At 55.8% G+C, this 20,867-nt stretch carries 20 protein-coding genes, 3 tRNA genes and 2 rRNA genes; 19 read left to right on the top strand and 6 right to left on the bottom strand.

The annotated features are described in order from the left end of the window. Positions 1 to 125: 125 nt before the first annotated feature. From dnaN to rrf (I6I94_RS06070), 16 genes are all read left to right on the top strand, one after another. Positions 126 to 1,253: a DNA polymerase III subunit beta gene (dnaN, locus tag I6I94_RS06145; RefSeq protein ID WP_006887406.1), complete on the top strand. Its 1,128-nt coding sequence runs from the start codon at positions 126 to 128 to the stop codon at positions 1,251 to 1,253. Positions 1,254 to 1,310: 57 nt separating this feature from the next. Then, positions 1,311 to 2,519 carry a DNA replication/repair protein RecF gene (recF, locus tag I6I94_RS06140; RefSeq protein WP_201620506.1) on the top strand — a complete coding sequence of 403 codons (1,209 nt, stop codon included), beginning with the start codon at positions 1,311 to 1,313 and terminating at the stop codon, positions 2,517 to 2,519. A 97-nt stretch (positions 2,520 to 2,616) separates the two neighbouring features. After that, positions 2,617 to 3,195 carry a DUF721 domain-containing protein gene (locus I6I94_RS06135; RefSeq protein ID WP_037285784.1) on the top strand — a complete coding sequence of 193 codons (579 nt, stop codon included), beginning with the start codon at positions 2,617 to 2,619 and terminating at the stop codon, positions 3,193 to 3,195. Positions 3,196 to 3,473: 278 nt separating this feature from the next. Then, on the top strand, positions 3,474 to 5,498 hold the full coding sequence (gyrB, locus tag I6I94_RS06130) for a DNA topoisomerase (ATP-hydrolyzing) subunit B (RefSeq protein ID WP_006887411.1): 2,025 nt from the start codon (positions 3,474 to 3,476) through the stop codon (positions 5,496 to 5,498). Between the two features lie 78 nt (positions 5,499 to 5,576). Then, positions 5,577 to 8,219, top strand: a complete 2,643-nt coding sequence (gene gyrA, locus I6I94_RS06125) for a DNA gyrase subunit A (RefSeq protein ID WP_006887409.1) — start codon at positions 5,577 to 5,579, stop codon at positions 8,217 to 8,219. Beyond that, entirely contained in the window at positions 8,219 to 8,773 is a 555-nt protein-coding gene (locus I6I94_RS06120) for a DUF3566 domain-containing protein (RefSeq protein ID WP_128087266.1), read from the top strand. Before gyrA ends, I6I94_RS06120 begins: the two co-directional genes overlap by 1 nt. Positions 8,774 to 8,903: 130 nt before the next feature. After that, positions 8,904 to 8,977, top strand: a tRNA-Ile gene (locus I6I94_RS06115). 23 nt (positions 8,978 to 9,000) lie between these two features. Continuing rightward, positions 9,001 to 9,114, top strand: coding sequence for an SE2200 family small protein (locus tag I6I94_RS06110; RefSeq protein WP_006887422.1), 114 nt, complete (start codon positions 9,001 to 9,003; stop codon positions 9,112 to 9,114). Positions 9,115 to 9,141: 27 nt separating this feature from the next. After that, a tRNA-Ala gene (locus tag I6I94_RS06105) sits at positions 9,142 to 9,214 on the top strand. A gap of 3 nt (positions 9,215 to 9,217) precedes the next feature. Further along, positions 9,218 to 9,334 (top strand): 5S ribosomal RNA (gene rrf, locus I6I94_RS06100). A 481-nt stretch (positions 9,335 to 9,815) separates the two neighbouring features. After that, positions 9,816 to 11,072 (top strand): inorganic phosphate transporter, encoded by a 1,257-nt coding sequence (locus I6I94_RS06095; protein ID WP_023133416.1) that lies wholly within the window; start codon positions 9,816 to 9,818, stop codon positions 11,070 to 11,072. Beyond that, a complete protein-coding gene (locus I6I94_RS06090) occupies positions 11,072 to 11,374 on the top strand; it encodes a hypothetical protein (protein ID WP_006887400.1) in 303 nt (100 codons plus the stop codon). The genes I6I94_RS06095 and I6I94_RS06090 overlap by 1 nt, the downstream gene beginning before the upstream one ends. Before the next feature lie 48 nt (positions 11,375 to 11,422). Next, complete coding sequence (locus I6I94_RS06085) at positions 11,423 to 11,914, top strand: DUF3349 domain-containing protein (protein ID WP_128087268.1); 492 nt, start codon at positions 11,423 to 11,425, stop codon at positions 11,912 to 11,914. Positions 11,915 to 12,206: 292 nt separating this feature from the next. Beyond that, positions 12,207 to 13,187: a hypothetical protein gene (locus tag I6I94_RS06080; protein ID WP_128087269.1), complete on the top strand. Its 981-nt coding sequence runs from the start codon at positions 12,207 to 12,209 to the stop codon at positions 13,185 to 13,187. Positions 13,188 to 13,279: 92 nt separating this feature from the next. Next, positions 13,280 to 13,352 (top strand) — tRNA-Ala (locus tag I6I94_RS06075). 3 nt (positions 13,353 to 13,355) lie between these two features. Further along, positions 13,356 to 13,472, top strand: a 5S ribosomal RNA gene (gene rrf, locus I6I94_RS06070). 175 nt (positions 13,473 to 13,647) lie between these two features. Here the strand turns inward: rrf (I6I94_RS06070) and I6I94_RS06065 are convergent. Then, positions 13,648 to 13,995, bottom strand: a complete 348-nt coding sequence (locus I6I94_RS06065) for a hypothetical protein (RefSeq protein ID WP_201620504.1) — start codon at positions 13,993 to 13,995, stop codon at positions 13,648 to 13,650. A 234-nt stretch (positions 13,996 to 14,229) separates the two neighbouring features. On the opposite strand from I6I94_RS06065, the gene I6I94_RS06060 reads away from it, so the two are divergent. Further along, complete coding sequence (locus I6I94_RS06060) at positions 14,230 to 14,757, top strand: peptidylprolyl isomerase (protein ID WP_006888592.1); 528 nt, start codon at positions 14,230 to 14,232, stop codon at positions 14,755 to 14,757. A gap of 118 nt (positions 14,758 to 14,875) precedes the next feature. Then, a complete protein-coding gene (locus I6I94_RS06055) occupies positions 14,876 to 15,649 on the top strand; it encodes a rhomboid family intramembrane serine protease (RefSeq protein ID WP_201620503.1) in 774 nt (257 codons plus the stop codon). A gap of 358 nt (positions 15,650 to 16,007) precedes the next feature. Here I6I94_RS06055 and I6I94_RS06050 read toward each other — a convergent pair whose 3' ends face one another. The 5 genes from I6I94_RS06050 to I6I94_RS06030 form a co-directional block, all read right to left on the bottom strand. Beyond that, positions 16,008 to 16,823, bottom strand: a complete 816-nt coding sequence (locus I6I94_RS06050; RefSeq protein ID WP_128087270.1) for a shikimate 5-dehydrogenase — start codon at positions 16,821 to 16,823, stop codon at positions 16,008 to 16,010. Between the two features lie 43 nt (positions 16,824 to 16,866). Next, positions 16,867 to 17,184, bottom strand: a complete 318-nt coding sequence (locus I6I94_RS06045) for a glutaredoxin domain-containing protein (RefSeq protein ID WP_126499366.1) — start codon at positions 17,182 to 17,184, stop codon at positions 16,867 to 16,869. Positions 17,185 to 17,317: 133 nt separating this feature from the next. After that, positions 17,318 to 17,482 carry an Rv0909 family putative TA system antitoxin gene (locus I6I94_RS06040; RefSeq protein ID WP_128087271.1) on the bottom strand — a complete coding sequence of 55 codons (165 nt, stop codon included), beginning with the start codon at positions 17,480 to 17,482 and terminating at the stop codon, positions 17,318 to 17,320. 151 nt (positions 17,483 to 17,633) lie between these two features. Continuing rightward, entirely contained in the window at positions 17,634 to 19,070 is a 1,437-nt protein-coding gene (locus I6I94_RS06035) for a galactokinase (protein WP_201620502.1), read from the bottom strand. A gap of 195 nt (positions 19,071 to 19,265) precedes the next feature. Continuing rightward, positions 19,266 to 19,829 carry a TetR/AcrR family transcriptional regulator gene (locus tag I6I94_RS06030; protein ID WP_037237202.1) on the bottom strand — a complete coding sequence of 188 codons (564 nt, stop codon included), beginning with the start codon at positions 19,827 to 19,829 and terminating at the stop codon, positions 19,266 to 19,268. Between the two features lie 146 nt (positions 19,830 to 19,975). On the opposite strand from I6I94_RS06030, the gene I6I94_RS06025 reads away from it, so the two are divergent. Continuing rightward, positions 19,976 to 20,830, top strand: coding sequence for a biotin synthase (locus I6I94_RS06025; RefSeq protein ID WP_128087273.1), 855 nt, complete (start codon positions 19,976 to 19,978; stop codon positions 20,828 to 20,830). The last annotated feature ends 37 nt before the right edge of the window (positions 20,831 to 20,867 follow it).

Here is a 20,867-nt window from a genome sequence, read left to right as displayed (position 1 = left end):
CTGTTCCCGGTACACCTCATCTGAGCTTGTAATTACATCTTTTCCGGTAGGATGGAAGAGGTGCCCTTATCGGGGACCACCGCACTTGTTTAGGACTTTCTTCAGCTACTTCTGAAAGGCGCCTCATGAAATTCACCATCGACCGCGATGTATTGGCCGAGGCCGTAGGCTGGACCGCACGTTCACTACCGGCACGGCCCACCTCCCCAGTACTCAGTGGGCTACTGATTACTGCAGAAAACGGTGAGGTAGCTATCGCGGGATTCGATCATGAAATCAGCGCCCGTCAGGTAGTTGAAGCGGATATTGAGCAGGACGGCACCTGCCTAGTGCCCGGTAAGATGCTCGCCGACATCTGCCGTTCTCTCCCCAGCGCACCGGTTGAGTTCGCCGCATCTGACTCCAAGGTGTTTATTTCATGTCGTTCAGCAAAGTTCCAGCTGGCTGCTATGCCGCTGGTTGACTACCCAGAACTGCCGGAGCTGCCAGAGGTCTCGGGTACCGTTGACGGTACTGAGTTCGCGCGGGCGGTTTCCCAGGTTCTGGTGGCCGCATCAAAAGATGAAACTCTGCCGATCCTTACCGGAATTAGGCTGGAGGTTCAGGGCGACACTATGACCCTGTTGGCCACCGACAGGTACCGCCTGGCGATGCGTGAACTCACCTGGTCGCCCACCAACCCGGAGATCTCAGCACAGGTACTCATCAAATCCAAAACACTTGCCGAAGTAGGCCGTACTTTGGCTGGTTCAGGTGAACTATCGATTGCCTTACCAGATGCACATGAACTCATCGGTTTTGAGGCTGCTTCACGCCGCACCACAAGCGTGCTCATGGATGGGGATTACCCAAATATTCGTGCCCTATTCCCGGAAGAAACACAGATTCACGCTGTTATTCGCACCTCTGACCTAGCTGAGGCGGCCCGCCGTATTTCTCTGGTGGCCGAGCGTAACACTCCCCTGCGGCTGGCTTTTAGCGAGACGGGTGAGGTTGTAATTGATGCAGGCCGCGGTGACGAGGCTCAGGGGTCTGAGACGCTGCAGGCACATCTTTCGGGGCAGGAAGTGACTGTTGCATACAACCCGGCTTATCTTTCGGAGGGGCTGGGGGCATTCACTACGGAGTTTGTGCGGTTCTCATTTACCGAACCCACTCGCCCGGCTGTGCTTTCGGGACAGGACGAGATTCTGGGCGATGACAGTACCGAATACCGGTACCTGCTCATGCCGGTACGGCTGCCCGCCGACTAGTAGTGAGCATCGGGCCACTATAGCGGTGTGCCACTGTAACCGTGTGAGGGGGTAGAGATGTTTATCGACCACGTTTCGTTACTCGATTACCGCACCTACCCCCTGCTGAGTCTGCCGCTGTCATCCGGGGTGACGGTATTTTTGGGGCCAAATGGTGTTGGTAAAACCAATATTGTGGAGGCCATTGATTACACCGCGAATTTGTCCTCTCACCGGGTGAGTAATGATGCTCCGCTGGTGCGCGTGGGTGCTTCACGGGCCTATATTCGCACCCGCACTGTGCGCGGATCGCAGCAGACCGTCACAGAGTTTGAGGTGGTTCCAGGGCACAGCAATAGGGTGCGGATTAATCGTGCAGCCCCGGTGCGTGCCCGTGAAGCGCTGGGCATTGCCCGTACGGTACTGTTTTCACCCGAAGATTTACAGCTGGTGAGGGGAGAACCAGCGGCTCGCCGTCGGTTCGTGGATGATCTGGCGGTATCGCTGCGGCCCGCTGTTGCCGGGTACCGGAGCGAGTACGAACGTATTCTGCGGCAGCGGAATTCTCTGCTGAAATCAATGCAGCGCCGTCGTACAGGTGCCGCCAGCGCCGATGAGAACGCAATGAGCACCCTCGCAGTGTGGAATGAGCAACTTGCTGAAGTTGGTTCTCAGCTTTTAGCTGCTCGTTTCCGGGTGCTGCGTGTCCTGCTCCCCCAGCTTAAACGTGCCTATGCAGGACTCACCGATGGTTCTAAAGACGTCTCATTGACCTACGAGTCCACCGTTTTCCCGTCTGTGACTGAGCGGGGTCTGGAACATGCTGCACGTATGCGCCCTGAGGAGTTTAAAGTGGCGATTCTGCGCTGCTTTGAGGAGCGCCGCAGCGAAGAAATTGAGCGGGGAATTACCCTGGTGGGGCCGCATCGGGAAGATATAACCCTGCTGTTAGGGGGCCTAGCTGTTAAACAGTTCGCCTCACATGGGGAAAGCTGGTCGTTTGCCTTAGCCATGCGGTTGGCATCATGGTTTGTGCATTTGGAGGATGACCCGTCGCCAGGCTCCTCGCCAATACTTATCCTTGACGATGTGTTTGCTGAGTTGGATGCGGCACGCAGGCACCGGTTAGGGGCTTTGGTGCGTGAAGCGGAGCAGGTACTTATTACCTGCGCAGTACTCAGTGACATTCCCGAAGAACTTGGCGCATACCGTATCGTCACTGTCTCACCCGGTACCGCAGGATATGCGGGTGAGCAGAATCTGTCGGACGGGAAAACCTATGAATAAGGAACACCCCCGACTCAATCTCTGGGAAAAACAACCCTTTGACAGTGATACAACAGATGTTTCACGTGAAACATCGGAAGTTTACGGTGAATATTATGTGGATGAGGTCGATGCCCCCGCAGCGTTATTAGAGAGGATGCGCGCCGCCGCCAACGCCCGTGGTGAAGGGCGACTTAATGCCTACTCCGCTAAGAAAATTATGCGTGAGTTTGGTGCTGCCATGAGTGCCGAGCCGGGCCAACGCAAGAAGTCTCAGCGTGCTCAGGGGTGGGATCCGCGAGTCATGGGCGGTTACACGGGACCGGGTGAGAGTACCCGAGATCCTAAACCCCTGGGGGGTATTGTTGGGCAGTTGATTCGCTCACGCGGGTGGAAAGAACCCGTTGCGGTTTCCAGTGTGCTTGCGCGATGGGACGATTTGATGGGGCCCGAAGTCTCAGCTCACGCACAGCCGGTTCGGTTTGAGAACTCTATAGTGGAGGTACGCTGCGACTCAACTGCGTGGGCAACCCAGCTGCGTCTGATGCAGAGGCAGATTGTGCAGATGTTTGACCGTGAACTGGGTGCCGGTGTCGTTAGCTCAGTGCGTATTTTTGGCCCCAATAACGGGCGATGGAGCTCGCGCGGGCCGAAACGAGCGCCGGGTGGTCGCGGGGTGCGCGATACCTATGGGTAGCAGGCCGACAGAGAATGAGCTGACAAGCGTTTTTGCCCGATAACCGCTTCGGGCCTATGGTGGGTATCCCCTCACTAGGGTTGGGGGTGTGAAGCCCCCGCGGCACCTTAGAAGGCCGTAGAGCGGAAAATACTCCCTGAAAACGACGGAATAATCTCCGTGATGGCGAATATTTCGGTAGAATATTAAAGAATATGTGCCGTCCGCACCCCAACGGATGCGGAACCCGCGACAAGCAGCACGGCTCATACCAATTCAATCCGAGGAGTTTCGCACCAGTGGCAACTGAACAACCCCATGAGTACGGCGCGTCCGACATTACAGTCCTTGAAGGGCTAGAAGCGGTACGTAAACGCCCCGGTATGTATATTGGTTCCACCACTGAGCGTGGCCTGCACCATCTGGTGTACGAGGTGGTCGATAACTCTGTCGATGAGGCCCTTGCGGGGTATGCCAGCCGCATTGAGGTAACCATCCAGGCAGACGGTGCGGTACGTGTTAAAGACGATGGCCGCGGCATTCCGGTGGATGAGCATCCTACCGAACATAAATCCACCGTTGAGGTGGTTATGACCGTGCTTCACGCAGGCGGTAAATTTGGTGGTGGCGGGTACTCCGTCTCAGGTGGTCTGCACGGTGTGGGTATTTCTGTGGTGAATGCACTGTCATCCCGTGTAGTAACCGAGGTGCACCGCCAAGGTTATTCCTGGCATATTTCCTTTGCCAACGGTGGTATCCCCGACGGTCCGCTTCGTCGGGGCGATACGTCAGATATTACCGGCACTATTCAGACGTTCTACCCCGATCCCCAGATTTTCGAGACTGTAGAGTTCGATTTTGAGACCCTGCGGGCGCGGTTCCAGCAGATGGCGTTCCTCAACAAGGGGCTGACCATCACCCTCACCGATGAACGGGATCAATTTGAGGGTGATGAAGTAGCTGCCGAAGATGAAGAGAAAAAGCCTCTGCCGCTGAACCAGGTCGGGGCCAACGAAAATGGGCACCGCACCGTCACCTACCGGTACGATAATGGTCTTTTCGACTATGTGCATTTCCTGAACGCGGGGGCTAAGACCGTGGTGAACGAAGAAATTATCTCGTTCGAAGCCGAAGACACCGACCGCAATATGACCCTTGAAGTGGCAATGCAGTGGACCGGTGCCTACCGGGAGTCGGTGCACTCATACGCGAATACTATTAACACTCACGAGGGCGGCACCCATGAGGAAGGTTTCCGTGCTGCACTCACCTCCCTGGTGAACCGGTATGCCCGCGAGAATAAACTGCTGCGTGAGAAGGATGATAACCTCACCGGTGAAGACGTGCGCGAGGGTCTGACCGCCGTCATTTCGATTAAGATTTCTGAGCCGCAGTTTGAGGGCCAAACGAAGACAAAACTGGGTAACTCGGAAGCAAAATCCTTTACTCAGCGCGAGATTAACGATCACTTAGCGGACTGGTTTGACCGTAACCCGGCAACCGCTAAGGACGTGGTGCGCCGTGCAATTACCGCAGCGCAGGCGCGTATTGCTGCACGTAAAGCGCGTGAAACCACTCGGCGTAAGGGTCTGCTGGAAACCAGCTCAATGCCCGGCAAACTCAAGGACTGCGCCTCGAAAGATCCTTCAATTTCCGAGATTTATCTGGTGGAGGGTGATTCTGCGGGTGGTTCGGCGGTGCAGGGCCGAGACCCGAATACGCAGGCGATTCTGCCTCTGCGCGGCAAAATTCTTAACGTCGAGAGGGCTCGGCTTGATCGTGCCCTGTCGAATGCCGAGATTCAGGCTATGATTACTGCTTTTGGTACGGGTATTGGCGACGAATTCACCATTGATAAGGCGCGTTACCACAAGATTGTGCTCATGGCCGACGCGGACGTGGACGGCCAGCATATTACGACCCTGCTGCTGACGCTGCTGTTCCGCTTTATGCGTCCGCTGATTGAGGCAGGGTATGTATATTTGGCACAGCCTCCGCTGTACCGCATTAAGTGGTCAAACGCCCCGCACGATTATGTTTTCTCGGATGCTGAACGCGATGCTGCCTTGGAACGCGGTCAGGCAAATAACCAGCGCCTGCCAAAGGAAAACGGCATTCAGCGGTATAAGGGTCTGGGCGAGATGGACTACACCGAGCTGTGGGACACTACGATGGATCCGCAGCGCCGCACCCTGCTGCAGGTAAAAATGGAAGATGCCGCAGCTGCGGATCAGATTTTCTCGGTGCTGATGGGCGAAGATGTTGAGGCTCGCCGTGAGTTCATTCAGCAGAATGCAAAGGACATCCGATTCCTCGATATTTAGCAGAAAAGAAATATTTCTAATACGGAATATTCTTGAATGGTTATATAACCGAGTGAGTCTTTGAGGAACGAGAAGGTAATGAGCGAAGAAAACCAAAGCGAAAACCCTGACGTCGATATCGAAATTGACACCAACCAAGGTGAGATCGTGGTCGATAACCCGCACGGAAATATCGAACAGATTGACCTGCAGACCGAGATGCAGCGCTCCTATCTGGACTATGCAATGGCGGTTATCATCGGCCGTGCACTACCGGATGTGCGAGACGGTCTGAAGCCCGTGCACCGCCGCGTTATCTACGGCATGTACGATGGCGGTTACCGCCCCGACCGTTCCTTCAATAAGTGCGCGCGCATCGTCGGTGATGTGATGGGTCAGTTCCACCCGCACGGCGATAGTGCTATCTATGACGCACTGGTGCGTCTGATCCAGGGGTGGACAATGCGTTACCCCCTCGCACTTGGGCAGGGCAACTTTGGTTCTCCCGGTAATGATGGGGCTGCTGCGCCGCGTTATACCGAGACGAAGATGGCCCCTATCGCCATGGAAATGGTGCGGGACATTAACGAAGACACCGTAGATTTTCAACCGAACTACGACGGTAAATCTATGGAACCAACTGTGCTGCCCGCACGTATTCCCAACCTGCTGGTCAACGGTTCTTCGGGTATTGCGGTGGGTATGGCCACCAATATTCCCCCGCATAACCTCACCGAAGTTGCTGAGGGCGTGAAATGGTTCCTGAAGAACCCGCAGGCCACGAACGAGGAACTGCTGGATGCGCTGATTGAGCGTGTCAAAGGCCCAGATTTCCCCACGGGTGCCACAATCTTGGGTACGAAGGGAATTGAGGACGCCTACCGCACCGGACGCGGCTCCATTACAATGCGCGCCGTGGTGAATGTTGAAGAGATTCACGGCCGTACCTGCCTGGTGGTGACCGAACTGCCGTATCAGGCGAACCCGGATAACCTGGCTATTAAGATTGCCGACCTGATTAAGGAAGGCAAAATCACCGGCATCTCGGATTTGCGGGATGAGACTTCGGGCCGTACCGGTCAGCGCCTTGTGATTGTGCTTAAGCGCGATGCTGTGGCTAAAGTGGTGCTGAATAACCTGTATAAGCACACTCAGCTGCAGGAGAATTTCTCGGCTAATATGTTGGCTATTGTGGATGGGGTTCCGCGTACCCTGTCGCTGGATGCGTTCGTGCGCCACTGGGTAAACCACCAGATGGACGTGATTGTGCGCCGCACCCGCTACCGTCTGCGTCAGGCGGAGGAAGAGGCACATATTCTGCGTGGGCTGCTCAAGGCCCTGGACGCCTTGGATGAGGTCATTGCCCTTATCCGCCGCTCCCCCACCGCTGATGATGCGCGCACGGGCTTAATGGAGCTGCTGGATATTGATGAGGCGCAGGCGCAGGCTATTTTGAATATGCAGCTTCGTCGTCTGGCGGCTCTGGAACGTCAGAAGATTCAGGACCGCCACGATGAGCTGATGCGTCTGATTGCCGAGTACAACGCGATTATTGCTTCTGAGGATCGTCAGCGCGAGATTATTTCCGAAGAGCTGGGTGAGATTGTGAATCGGTACGGCGATGAGCGCCGCACCAAGATCCTGCGCGGTTTTGACGGGGATATGTCGATGGAGGACTTGATCCCCGAAGAGGAAATGGTGGTTACCATTACTCGCGGTGGGTATGTGAAGCGCACCCGCAGCGACCAGTACCGCAGCCAGCATCGCGGCGGTAAGGGTATTCGGGGCGCCCAGCTGCGTGGGGATGATGTGGTGGAGCATTTCTTTGTGACCACCACCCACAACTGGATTTTGTTCTTCACCAATATGGGCCGTGTGTACCGTACAAAAGCTTACGAGCTGTTGGAGGCCGGGCGTGATGCGAAAGGCCAGCATGTGGCGAACCTGTTGGCTTTCCAGCCGGGTGAGACTATTGCGAAGGTCATGGAGCTGCGTTCCTATGAGGATGCTCCGTACCTGGTGCTGGCTACTAAGGGCGGTCTGGTGAAGAAGACCCGCTTGAGTGATTACGATACGAACCGTACCGCCGGGCTGATCGCGATTAACCTGCGTGAGGGCGATGAGGTGGTTTCCGCTTTCTTGATCTCTCCCAATGAGGATATTCTGCTGGTTTCCCGCCAGGGCATGTCTTTGCGGTTTAACGCTAATGATGAGGCACTGCGCCCGATGGGCCGTTCCACCTCGGGTGTGACCGGCATGAAGTTCCGCGATGGAGACGAGTTAATCTCGGCGAACGTGGTGACTGAAGATTCATTCGTGTTTGTCGTCACTGAGGGCGGTTATGCTAAGCGCACCAGTGTCAATGAGTATCGCGTTCAGGGCCGTAACGGTTACGGTATTAAGGTCGCTAAACTGGTTGAAGACCGCGGCGCTCTTGTCGGTGCTCTCATCGTGGATGAGGACGACGAGGTGCTGGTTGTTATGCAAGGCGGTAAAGTGGTGCGTACCGGGGTGAGCGAGGTTCCTGCTAAGGGCCGAGACACGATGGGCGTGATTTTTGCAAAGCCCGGCAAGGGCGATAGCATTATCGGCGTCGCCCGAAACCAGGATCGTCAGCTTGACGAACCAGATGAAGCGGACACGGACGCTCCCGGTGGGCAGTCCGCAGACCCTCAAGTGAATGAGAACCAGGACGGTCAGCAGGCTGTCACCGATACTGCTGAAGCACACGGAGGTAAGTAATGAGCATGAACCCACAGGGGCGGGTACAGGTCGGGCAGGGCGCGAGGCGTCAGGCCCCGGCGAGGCGTGCCGCGCCCGCTAACCGCCCCGGCGCACGGTCTGGTTCGAACCAGCGTCGCCCCAGGCGTAGCGCCCCGCCGCAACAGCAGCAGGGCCGGCGTAAACGTCAGAATCTGGTGCGTCGTACGAAGGTGCGTCGCGCTGACCTTGTCATCGCTAAGGTTGATACCTGGTCGGTGGCGAAGCTGGTGTTCTTGCTGTCCATTGCCGTTGGTATTGTGACCGTGGTGGCCTCTATGATCCTGTGGCTGTTTTTGCAGGCTACAGGCGCCTTCAATGGCTTGAACCAGCTGCTGAGCTCCTTGGGTACCGGTGGTAATAGCTCAATTGATATTGCGCAGATGGTTTCGCTGGGTCAGGTGGCGTTGGCGACGACCGTTATTGCGGTGATTAATACCGTGATTTTCACGCTGCTGGGTATGATCAGTGCGATCCTGTATAACCTGGCGGCGAAGCTGGTGGGTGGTATTACCCTCACCATGAAGGATGAGTAATCCCGGTTAAACTCCGCCACCAACAGCGAAATATGTGTGTTATAGAACACCTTATGAAGATTTGGTTATGGGGGCAAGTGTCTGTATAGTTATATTTCGTCCTAAGGGGAAAGCCCCTTGGAGGCGGTGAGGGCGTATAGCTCAGGCGGTTAGAGCGCTTCGCTGATAACGAAGAGGTCCCAAGTTCAAGTCTTGGTACGCCCACTGCACGATGGGAAGGAAAAACGATGAAGAAACTACTGATTCTGCTCCTCCTTTCGGGTGCTGCTTTCCTGGGATTCAAGAAGTTCCAGGGGAACCAGGTTCGTCAGGCCTGGCAGGAATCCACGGATTCTATTTAGAATTACATAGCGATTTTCCGCTGATGCGGGGGCGTGGCGCAATTGGTAGCGCATCTGCTTTGCAAGCAGAGGGTTAGGGGTTCGAGTCCCCTCGCCTCCACGTTTCGGTGATGATAGTGAAAGGGAAACGCCTGGTTCCATTCCGAACCCAGTAGCTAAGCCTTTTTGCGCCGATGGTACTGCACTTTGATGGGTGTGGGAGAGTAGGTTGTCGCCGGACTAGTTTTTACGGAGGGGTTTCAGATTAGCCTGAAACCCCTCCTTTTTGTATTAGTGTTGGGCGGGTAGGTAAATATACAGACCGGGTAGGCACAGAGGCAAAAGATGTCTGTTTGAGAGAACCAATATGCCACGATATAAGTCTTGAAATCATCGACTGGGTACTTTCGTATTAAGGTTCATTAACCCCTATCCAGCTTTGAAAATGAACAATAGATGAACGTCCTATAAATCCCGTATTTCGCACGTCCTGACGGTGTGCTAACTCGTGAGATAAAACCACATGAAGCAATAAAAAATGGTCTGCTTCTATCATGAGAACCGAGCTTGGAAACCCCTAAAAATAGCGGTTATCCCCGTTAAACCAGTGAGACGCTTAAACTTCTGCTGTGAATCACCTATTTAAAAATGTGGTTTTATGTGTTATTCATGATTTGCTACGAACACTTTAGATTTCGCCCCATCCGTCCCATAATCATGGTGTGACTACAGAACTGATTATCCTCGTGATCGTGGTGTTGACGGCGCTGGCCTTTGACTTCACGAATGGTTTTCACGATACCGGTAACGCGATGGCTACTTCCATCGCCACGGGCGCGCTTAAACCTAAAACAGCGGTTGCCCTGTCGGCATCGTTGAACCTCGTCGGTGCTTTCCTCTCCGTCGAGGTCGCTAAAACCGTTGGTAAAGGGCTGGTAGATCTAGATCAGATAGACATCAAAAAAGACGGTTCGGCGCTTATGCTCATAGTGTTCACCGGGCTTGTGGGTGGTATCCTCTGGAACGTGCTGACCTGGCTATTGGGCTTACCATCTAGTTCTTCGCATGCGCTGTTTGGCGGGCTGATTGGTTCGGCGCTTGCCGCTCTAGGGTTTTCAGGTGTGCAGTGGGGCGGTGTGCTCTCTAAAATCGTGATTCCGGCAGTTATGTCACCTCTGGTTGCCGCGCTTGTCTCAACTGTGGGCACATGGTTGGTATACCGTATTGCCTCCCCCGTCTCGGACGAGAGGAAAACCCGTGGCTTCCGATGGGGGCAGGTGGGAACCGCCTCCCTCATGTCGCTGGCGCACGGTACGAATGACGCCCAGAAAACTATGGGCGTGATCTTCCTGGCGCTGGTTGCCTCCGGTAGCGTGAACGATAACGACGCTATCCCCTTCTGGGTCAAGGCATCCTGTGCTATTGCCATTGCTTTGGGCACCTACCTGGGCGGCTGGCGCATTATCCGCACTCTTGGCAAGGGTATTGTCGAAGTTGACACCCCCCAGGGTGTAGCGGCAGATGGGGCATCCGCAGCCATTATTCTTACTTCTTCACACTTCGGTATGGCGCTCTCTACCACGCATGTTGCCACCGGGTCGATTCTTGGCACCGGCCTAGGCCGTAAAGGTGCCGAGGTGCGCTGGGGTGTGGCCGGGCGCATGGTGGTGGCCTGGGTGATTACACTCCCCGCCGCCGCAGCAATTGGTGCCACCACCTGGATGATTGGTGCGGGGCTGAATTCCCTAACCAACACCCAGTTCGTGGGCGAACTGGTGGTTTTCGCTATCCTGGTTGTCTTCTGCCTCTGGATGTGGCGCCACTCCCAGAAGGACGCTATTGATGCTTCCAACGTGACCAACAGCTGGGACGGTGAAGCCGTAGCCGCTGCTGAGGAATCCTTGACCGCAGATGAGGCACCGATGGATGACTCCGCTAAGAACCATCAAGAAGCCCTCCCGCAGAAGGCAGGTGCATAATGTCCCTGATTGAACTTCTCGAAAAAATCATTCCTGTTATTCTTGCGGGCTTGTTCTTCGGGGCCGGTCTGCCAGCACTTTACGCCTTTGGGATGCGCCTTTTGTCTGGGACTACCGAGTACACGGCTGATGGGCAGCTGATCGAAATTGAGCCGCCATCAACGGCTTCACGGATGGCTGCCACCGTAGTATTTGCTATTATCGTAGGAATCGTGTTTATCGGTATCCTCTGGGTCGCCAAAGATTTCATCTACCACACCTTCGGCTGGAATGTTTTCGGTGTAACCGGTGGAGGGCACTAGAATTATTAGGACAGCTCATAACCTATGAATGTGTGAAGGAGGTGTTAGATGCCCGATAAAAACATCATATCCCGCGTAGTCGACTGGCTTAGCGTCGGCTACCCTAAAGATGTGCCCGTGCAGGATCGTGCTGCCGTGATGGCTATTTTAAAGATGCGCCTAAACGATGAGCAGCTGCAGGAAGTGGTGCGCCGCCTCATGCAGTCCCGTGCCGCCCGTGGTGAGGCGTACGTGAGCGACCAGCGCATTAACGAGTACATCCGGCGTGTTGTGGACCATGCGCCGACCCCGCAGGATATTGACCGAGTAGCTAAAATCCTCGGTGCGCACGGCTTCCTCATCTCCGAAACCCACGTGAACGACGACGTGGATGCTGACGGCCACCCGGAGTATGTGGCCTATGAAGACCCCACCACCGGGGAAATCAGAATTGCTGAGCTTGCGGCGGCGGGTGTTACCTTGCCGAATGAGGCGCTTGAGAATGCCGCAGAGAAGCAGGAGACCGAGAAAATCACCGAACAGGCCAGTGACTCGGCGTAGGAGCCTCAGAGAACACATGGTGGGCGGAAACTAAGATGTTTCCGCCCACCGTGTGTTAACCGGCTTATACCGTACTGTATGTAGCGGTGCACTCGGTGCACTCTTGAACGATCTTCAGATTCTGAGTGGGCTATCACGCCCATTTCTGCCGCGCTGAAAAGCGTAGTTCTCATACAATGGAACCGTATCACCTGCGGCGATTTTTACCCTCATGCAGAGGGGATTGCCGACACTATGCACCGATTCTCACACCTAGCCTTCCGCTGGGTGCCTGACCGAAGGGAAACGGCCTGTGCCTTCCACCCCGAAAAACCGTCCACGGCGTATGAGCCGCCGCTCCCTGCTGTTGGGAGGCGGGTGTGTGGCTGCGGCCGGATTCGTTGTGTTTTTACCCGCGATTGCTTCCACCGGGGTGCTTGGTGAGGAAGCCGCAGCTACCGCATCAAACAGTAAACGTTTGGCTAAGTGGGAGCGTGAGATCCGCGGGAACATTAACACCGAATACCTGGTGCTTGAAGACATCGGTCGTATCTACATTGGGGAGAGCGAAGATGAGGATTCCCAGCGTTTAGTGGCGCGTATTGGGCTGACCGATGCCGGGCAGGACGATATATCTGCTGCTGCGGCCGCACTTGCCGCCTTAGGCGAGTATGGGCGTCCGCATCGGGTGAGTATTGTGCAGGACGAGGAAACCCCTGTCATTGACGTGTACCGGTTTGCGAGCATCACCGAGACCGAGTGGGGTAAGATCCTGCGTGCGGCACAGTCATATAAAGGCAAGTCATCCGATGCTTTAGAAGCCACCACCTCCACCGAAGAAGGGGTGGTAGTGACCGCCCGTATCACTACCGGGCCTTGGACGGAAGGCATCAAACGGTTTAAAGACCTCAAAACCGTGAAACTACCCGAGCAGGTTACCGCCCGGTACCGCCTGAACCTTAAGGACACTCCCCTGCCTTCGGGGGCAAACGCAGAGGTTCGGGTAGATGTGGTGGGTACCGAGCATGTTCCATCGGTAGCAGGCGCTTTAGAAGCCGCCGCGAAACGGGGTGATTTCCGCACCCTCACCAGTTTCTCCTTCGTGTGGCTGGGTGATACGGCGCAGCAGAAGGACCGTGCATTGCGGCTAGATTTTAGACGCGATAATGAGCCGAAGAACCTCGCTGCAGGGTGCAGAAAATACTTGTCAAAATGGCTCTCAAAACTGCCAGCTGGTACGGAGGCATCCGCCTACCACGGCGGTGCGAAGATAGACAATAACAGTGCACAATAGCCGTAAAAACCGCATTACACCAAGGAAAACGGCCTCTGCGGGGGTACGTTTTGCATCGGTACGCGCAATAGTATATAGTTGTAGAGCACCGCGGGGGCGTGGCGCAATTGGTAGCGCATCTGCTTTGCAAGCAGAGGGTTAGGGGTTCGAGTCCCCTCGCCTCCACGTTTCGGTGATGATAGTGAAAGGGAAACGCCTGGTTCCATTCCGAACCCAGTAGCTAAGCCTTTTTGCGCCGATGGTACTGCACTTTGATGGGTGTGGGAGAGTAGGTTGTCGCCGGACTAGTTTTGTAGGAGCCTCAGACACAGCATGTGTCTGAGGCTCCTTTTTTGTGGCATAAAAATATGAGAGCACAAAAGCTGTTTCAAACATTAAAAGCCGCTTTCTAACCTGAAACCACCTACAGGGCGGTAGTCGGCCAGAAAGCGACTTTTAGCCAGATACAAAAGAAAAGAACCTAGGCGCTCTTCCAGGGATCCTCCACCGGGCGTGCCGCATTGTAAGCAGCCACCACGGCAACCCCCAGAGCCAATGCTAGGCCAAGAAGAGCCAGAGCCTTACGGGGGCGGCGCTTACCGCCACGACGCTCAATCCCCTTCAGCTCCTTCTGCGCCTTACGGGCGGTTTTCGCGGCCACCTTACGTGCTTTCTTCATCGCCTTGCGATCACCGGTGAGCTTTTCTGCAAACAGCTCAGCCTTCTGCGGCACATTCAAATCATTAGCCTTCTCGGCAACAGCCATAGCTGCCACCACGGCCGCATTTTTCGCCGCTTTACGAGCCTTGCGTTTCTTGCAACAGAACATAGGTATCTCCCATAAATAGAGCCACGGGCACCCACACACAGCGAGAGCACCGCAACAAAAAGAATATTTACCTTTCAGCATAAAGAGTTTTACACCAAAAATCTTGTTTAAAACCGCCTCAACCACTAAAAAATAGGTTTTACTATACGGTTTTTCTCAACCGGCTAAATTTACTGAAGACCCACGCCGCGCGCCGTCCTAGCGCACAAGCGCGCGCCATGCCAAAATAGAGACATGACTAACGCAACCGCTAAAGCAACTATTCACACTAACTACGGTGACATCGTCGTGGACCTCTTCGGTTACGAAGCTCCACTAACTGTTGAAAACTTTATTGGTCTGGCAGATGGAACCCGCGAATGGAAACACCCGCGCACCGGTGAGCTGCAAAACGGCCCCCTGTACAAGGATGTTATCTTCCACCGCATCATTAAGGGCTTCATGATCCAAGGCGGCGACCCCCTCGGTATTGGTGTGGGCGGGCCTGGCTACCAGTTCAAAGACGAAATCCACCCCGAGCTGACCTTCTCCAAGCCCTACCTGCTGGCCATGGCAAACGCAGGTCCCGGCACCAATGGTTCGCAGTTCTTTATCACCACCGACGAAACCCCCTGGCTCAACGGCCGCCACACCATCTTCGGTGAGGTCGCTGACGAAGCCTCCAAGAAGGTCGTCGACGCAATCGAGAGCGTAGAAACCGGTCCGCAGGATCGCCCCACGCAGGATGTGGTCATCTCCTCCATCGACATTCAGAAGCTCTAAAAACCTCTGAACCGAACCAGGAACCCGCTCGGGAAACCGAGGGGGTCCCCTTCGCGTATATAAACCGCTTATCCCCTGGTGCGCCCAACGGCTTATAGGCGCCCCGAAAGGACACCCCATGAGCGAACCACCTATCAGCCACTCCCTCGGCCAACAGCAGGAACCCGTGTGCCCCCGCCACCCCGAAAGGGCCAGCTACGCGCGGTGCACCCGGTGCATGCGCCCAGCCTGCGGGCAATGCCAAATCCACCTGGAAGTCGGCATGATCTGCCCCGACTGCTACCGCGACGTTACCGGGCACTCCCGGCCGCAGCGGGCACGTACCAGCAATAACCCCAATATCACCTACACCCTCATTGGTATTAACGTGGTGGTATACCTGCTGCAGTGGATCATCCCTAACTACTGGGTCTATAACGAATTCGCGTACAAGGCCGACTGGGTCGCATACTCCCACGAATACTACCGTGCCATTACCAGCGGGTTCTTACACTCCCAAAACGACCCCAGCCACCTGCTGCTGAATATGGTCTCCCTGTACCTTTTCGGTGCCGCCATCGAAAAAATGATCGGGAACTGGCGGTACCTGCTGGTGTACCTCACCGCCATCCTAGGCGGTTCAGCAGCCGTGTGGGTGTTAGAACCACACGCCGTGGTGGTAGGCGCATCCGGTGGTATCTTCGGGCTCATGGGCGCCTACTTGACCATTATGGTTGCCCTCAAAGAACGCGATAATGTGCGCTCGGTGATGGTGCTGATTGGTGTGAACGTCATCTACGGGTTCATAATGCCCGGCATTTCGTGGCAGGCCCACCTGGGTGGTTTCATTGCTGGTGCAATAGCGACCCTGCTGTGTATCGCCCCGCAGCTTATGCGCTCACGCGGCCGCTAAACGGGGTGAACTGAGAGTACTGAATATAGCGGCTCTTCTGGGTGCTCCCGCCGTGGAGAAAATCAGCGGCGGGAGCACCCGAAAACCCTTTAAACACGCGGCAGAACCTATCTATCCACAGATGTTATCCACACTGTGAATAACTACAATGATGTAATTCCATCGGTGGTAGTACCCCATTATGGCCTGTGGATAAAAGGCTTAATCATCTCGAAATTACAGACATGTAGGGTTTTCCCCATGTTTATCCCCACCTGTGGAAAACTTAAGTCCCAGGGTGTGCAATGCATTATCTGTAATTACAAAAAATGGGTGCAGTCCGAACAACGAACTGCACCCAGAGGAATGCCTGTACAGACTAGTTCGCCTGCGCCTCAGCCTGAGCAATGTCATCAGGGCTAAGCGTGACACCCGTATACAGCCGGAACTGTTCAGCCGCCTGCAGAGCAATTACCTCGCCGCCTGTGATAACCTCACGACCGGCAGCGCGAGCGGCACGAATCAGCGGGGTTTCCACAGGCATCGCCACAACATCGAATACCACCGATGCCGCCTCAATCGTGGGTTGCGGGTACGCCAGCTGTTCGCTCTCGGCACCGCCAGACATACCGATCGGGGTAACATTCACAATCACCGGGGCGGTAAGATCGCCGGGTTCAGGCGCCCACGCATACCCGTACCGGTGTGCAAGCGCCGTGCCCGCAGCCTCATTGCGGGCGATAATAGTGCCTGCCCGGAACCCAGCATCATAGAAGGCACCCGCAACGGCTGCCGCCATGCCGCCCGAACCGCGCAGAAGAAACGGCAGCTTAGGATCAACAGCATGTGACTTCAGCAAGGAAGCTACCGCAATCACATCGGTATTGTAGGCGTGCAGGTACCCATCCGTATTGACGATAGTATTAACCGCCCCAATGACCTGCGCCGAATGATCGACCTCGTCCATGAGCGGAATAACCGCCTGTTTGAAGGGCATAGAAATGGAGCACCCGCGAATACCCAGGGCGCGCACACCCGCGATAGCACCCTCAATATCCGTGGTTGTCATCGCCTTATACAGGTAATCAAGGCCGTGTTTCTCATACAGGTAATTGTGGAACTTGATGCCGTGGTTTGACGGTCGCCCCGACAGGGAAATGCAGACGGTCGTGTTCTTATTTAAAGCCGGACGCACCGGAGCCTCCTTGTAAATGGCGGGCCAAAGGGTGGCTACGTGGCTACTGCACAGCCCCTTCCATGGCATTCCTAATCAGCTGAGCCGCCTGATTACGGGACTTCACATCGGCCACCACAAAGTGCACATCCCCCGTGTCAAGGGTAGGTACGACGGCGTTACCGTTGTTGAGGCTTTTCACATGCTCCTCAGCCTGAGGATCCTCCCAAATATTCACCCACGTGGCGTGATCGCCCAGCTCGCCCAGCTTAGAATCAAGACGCTCACAGAACGGGCACCCGGGGCGCCAATAAATCACCACACCACCATCGGCCATAACCTGCCGTGCCTGCTCCTGGGTGGACTGCTGACGTTCAAGCATTAAAGTTGCTCCTCAAAAATAGTTCTCAAAACCGGTGAAGCCACCATTGTGACCCTCCCATCCGTACCGCACGGACCAACATAGAAAACACGGGGCGAAACCTAAAAATTCCGCCCCGTGTCCCCAATACAGTTTACTTACCGAACTTATCGGTCAGCTTCTGCACGTTCTCGTTCACAGCCTCGCTAGCCTTATCGACGTGCTCATCGGTGACAACTTCCTTGCCAGCCTTATCGTTCACAACGTCCTTGGCCTTATCCAGGCCCTGATCAACGGTGCCCTTAATATCAAAGCCCATCGTGAGGCTCCTTTCTGTGCGGTGCCGCCCCTCGGTGTGAGGACGGTGCGGTACATAAGTACCGTGGATTATTCTACCTTCTCAGCTACCGAAAATCTTCAGCGCAGTGCTTTAGCCCGCTAACGGGTACAACACCCGTGCAGGCTGGCGGCTAACCCCCGCAGGAACAGCCTTTGAGAGTATCCCCCTCACGCCCTAACGCGCTGCTGTGCTCAGGCCAGTCATGATCCGCCGCGAAACCAGCCACCATCGGCAAAAAACGCGGCTCGGCGAACCCATGCTCAGCATACGCCTGCGCGACCGCCTGGGCCGCCTCCCCCAGCCGGTCGGTAGGTATTAAAGCCATCACCGCTCCCCCAAAACCACCGCCGACAATGCGTGCACCAAGCGCCCCATGTGCCAGGCACGCATCCACCGCCACATCAATCTGCGGACGCGAAACCCGCAGCTCATCACGCATCGATACAAAAGACTCCGTGAAAATACGGCCCGCCTCACCAAAAGCCGCCGCACCCAGAGAATCCGCATTTTTCAGCAGGTAACTAGCCCGCCCCACAAGGGCCATATCGTGAAAGGCATGCCGCACCCACCCGCGCGGGAAATCAGCTGGGGTGCCGCGCTCCTCAAGCGCCGCCAATGCACGGTTCACCGAAGAATCCACCAGATCCAGGCGCCACTGTTTCGCTGCACGCTCCCCCAGCCCGGCACACGACAAATCCTGCGGTAGGGCATCCCGCAAAAAACGCAGCCCCAGCGCCTGGGCACACGATTCGGAGGCGGCACGCCGCACCGCGAACCCGCCGTCAGTCAGTTCGTGCGGGGTTTTCGTATCAATCACCAGAAAGCTCAGCCCATTCTCGGCGGCATTTACCCGCACTGGGTCAATCGAAAAATCACGGAAATCCACCACCAGCGCCTGCCCCGGCTTAGACCGCAGCGACGCCGTCTGATCCAAACCCCCAGTATGTGCCCCAGCCACCTTATTCTCGGCGGTAATGCACACCTGTGCTAGACGTGCCCGAAGTGCATCATTCCCCGGTGAACGGTCTGAAGGGAGCTCATCAGCCTCCGGGCACCCCGGCCGTAAAGGGCATGAAAGATCCAGCAGCGCCAGCGCCGTTGAGCACTCCAACGCCGCCGAGGAAGACAGCCCGCCGCCCACCGGCACCCGTGAATTAATCAGCAGGTCAGCACCGAAATCGGGTGGGAGAACAATATCGCGCCCACCCTCATGGTTCATTGCCCACGCAACCCCCGCCACGTATGTGAACCATCCCTTGAGGTGACCCGGCTGAATATCACGCACCACCACGGTTCGTTCATCACCGGGCATCTGTAATGATGAGGCCCGCAGCACGCCGTCACGCCGCAGTGACCCCGCCACATAGGTGCGGTACGGCAACGGCATGGGCATGCACGAACCGCCCAGAAAATCAATGTACTCCCCCAGCAGGTTCAGTCGTCCCGGTGCCGACCACACTCCGTCAGGTTCTCTGCCGTAGGCTTCAATAAATGCCTCACGTACGCGGCGCACCTCCTGAGCGTGAACCGGAAGAGTGTCCCATTGGGGGGCAGCGGTGGTGGTCATAGAACCTCCGAGACGGAACTGAGTAGGAATGTGACTGGGATGTTAAACATTGTAGGAAAACAAATGGTTCTTAGTGGGGCACACGGCACTTCTGCTGCCACCGTAGTGCCGCCCAACACCCCACCAATATATATTATTTGATGCATACATACTGGTCGGGGTGGTTTTGCAAGGGTAATTAGAGAGATTTAGGAACTATAAGCCAATTATAGAATCCACGGCACACTGCATATCCTCTCTGTACCGTTCCAATGCCTCAGAATATGTGTGTGCCCCCTCAGGATCCAGCAGCGGCAGAGTTTGCGCCTCCTCAATGAGGCTCAGCACAAGATGAGCTAATAGTCGGGCCTGACGCTGAGCCCGCTCCCCCGAAAAACCCAGCAGGTGCAGATCCGCGCTCAGCACACGCACCAGAACAACCGAGCCCGGATGCAACGTGAGAGCCAACCGGATCACTTCCGGGCACTCCCGAATAGGGTACAGTACTGAAAACAGGATCTCTCCGCGACGCATAAGACACGAACGCACCGCATCGGCTGAGCCAGCAGAACATGGAGCGTGTAACTGGTCTGGGGCGTGCGCTAGAATATAGTCGGACAGCAACACCAACAGATGCTGCTTCGAGCGCACATGATAGTACAAGGCGCCGGGTGCCACCTGCAGCTCGGAGGCCAATCGGCGCATCGACAAATCCGCCAAACCGTAGGTTGCCAGCACCTCGTAGGCGGTGTGAAGAATCTTATCGCGCGAAAGAGCCACACCCAATATTCTACGGGCCCCACACCCGCCGTTGAAGCGAATCATTCGCGCCTGAAGGTAATATTCGACAAATGAGCGGGAGAATAATCGCCGCTGGTGGCGTAACCCGGTGGGCACACACACTGAACGGGTGTTTAATATTCGGTATGAGCACTACATATTCCGAACTTGCCGAACGCATTATGTCCGGGCAAACCCTGAGCCGGGATGAAATACACGAACTAATCGTCACCAGCGACGGGCAAGACTTCGCCCTTATTGAGGCAGCCTCAGCTATCCGACGCCACGAATTCCGCAATATGATCGCGGTGCATACTGATGATGAAGAACTAGCGGCCGCGCTCGGCACTCGTTCTATCGCCATAGGCGGCTACGAAACACTGGATTTAAGCGCCGATATTGACTCTGAGGTGCTCGCGGATAAACTGGCGGAGCTCGGCGCGGGCAGCGCCACAGGTATTACCGTGAAACTCCCCGCTAACGCCGTACCTATGACCCTCATGCGGGTGCTTGCTATTACCCGCATGGCCGCCCCCGATAAAGTTCTTCATCTGCCCGACGGCTATGAAGAGGCGCTGCGTTCCCTCTCGTCACTGGCTATGCATATTGTTAGTGCCATCACGATTAGTGACGATATTGAGCGTTGGCCCATTATTAACGAAACCCTTAAAGCCATCAAACACGGCGGTATTGTGATTGCTGGTGCCAGCGGGCAGGATGCGCTCGCTGGGTACCTGCGGTATCTCTCTGAGCTGGGGGTGGATTTAATGGGGTACCGTGAGGCCCGCGGTTCCGCGTGCGGCTCTGTCGATGGTGGCGGGTGCTGCGGTGGGCATGATCATGCTGAGTCTTCCGCCGAGTCTTCTGCGGGTGGTTGTGGCTGCGGCTCTGAAGGATGCGGGTCTTCCGCTCAAGCCTCTGAATCTGTTGAAGAGCCGCAACCTGCTGCGGCTAGCGCATCGCATGGGTGCGGCTGTGGTTCTGGCGGGTGTGGGGCGTAGGGGCAGTATCACACACAATAAATAGCTAAAAATGCAT

Source organism: Rothia aeria, from assembly GCF_016726365.1.
Taxonomy (GTDB): Bacteria; Actinomycetota; Actinomycetes; order Actinomycetales; family Micrococcaceae; genus Rothia; species Rothia aeria.
Note: the sequence above shows the minus strand (reverse complement) of the source record. Positions and strands in the feature narration are given on the sequence as shown.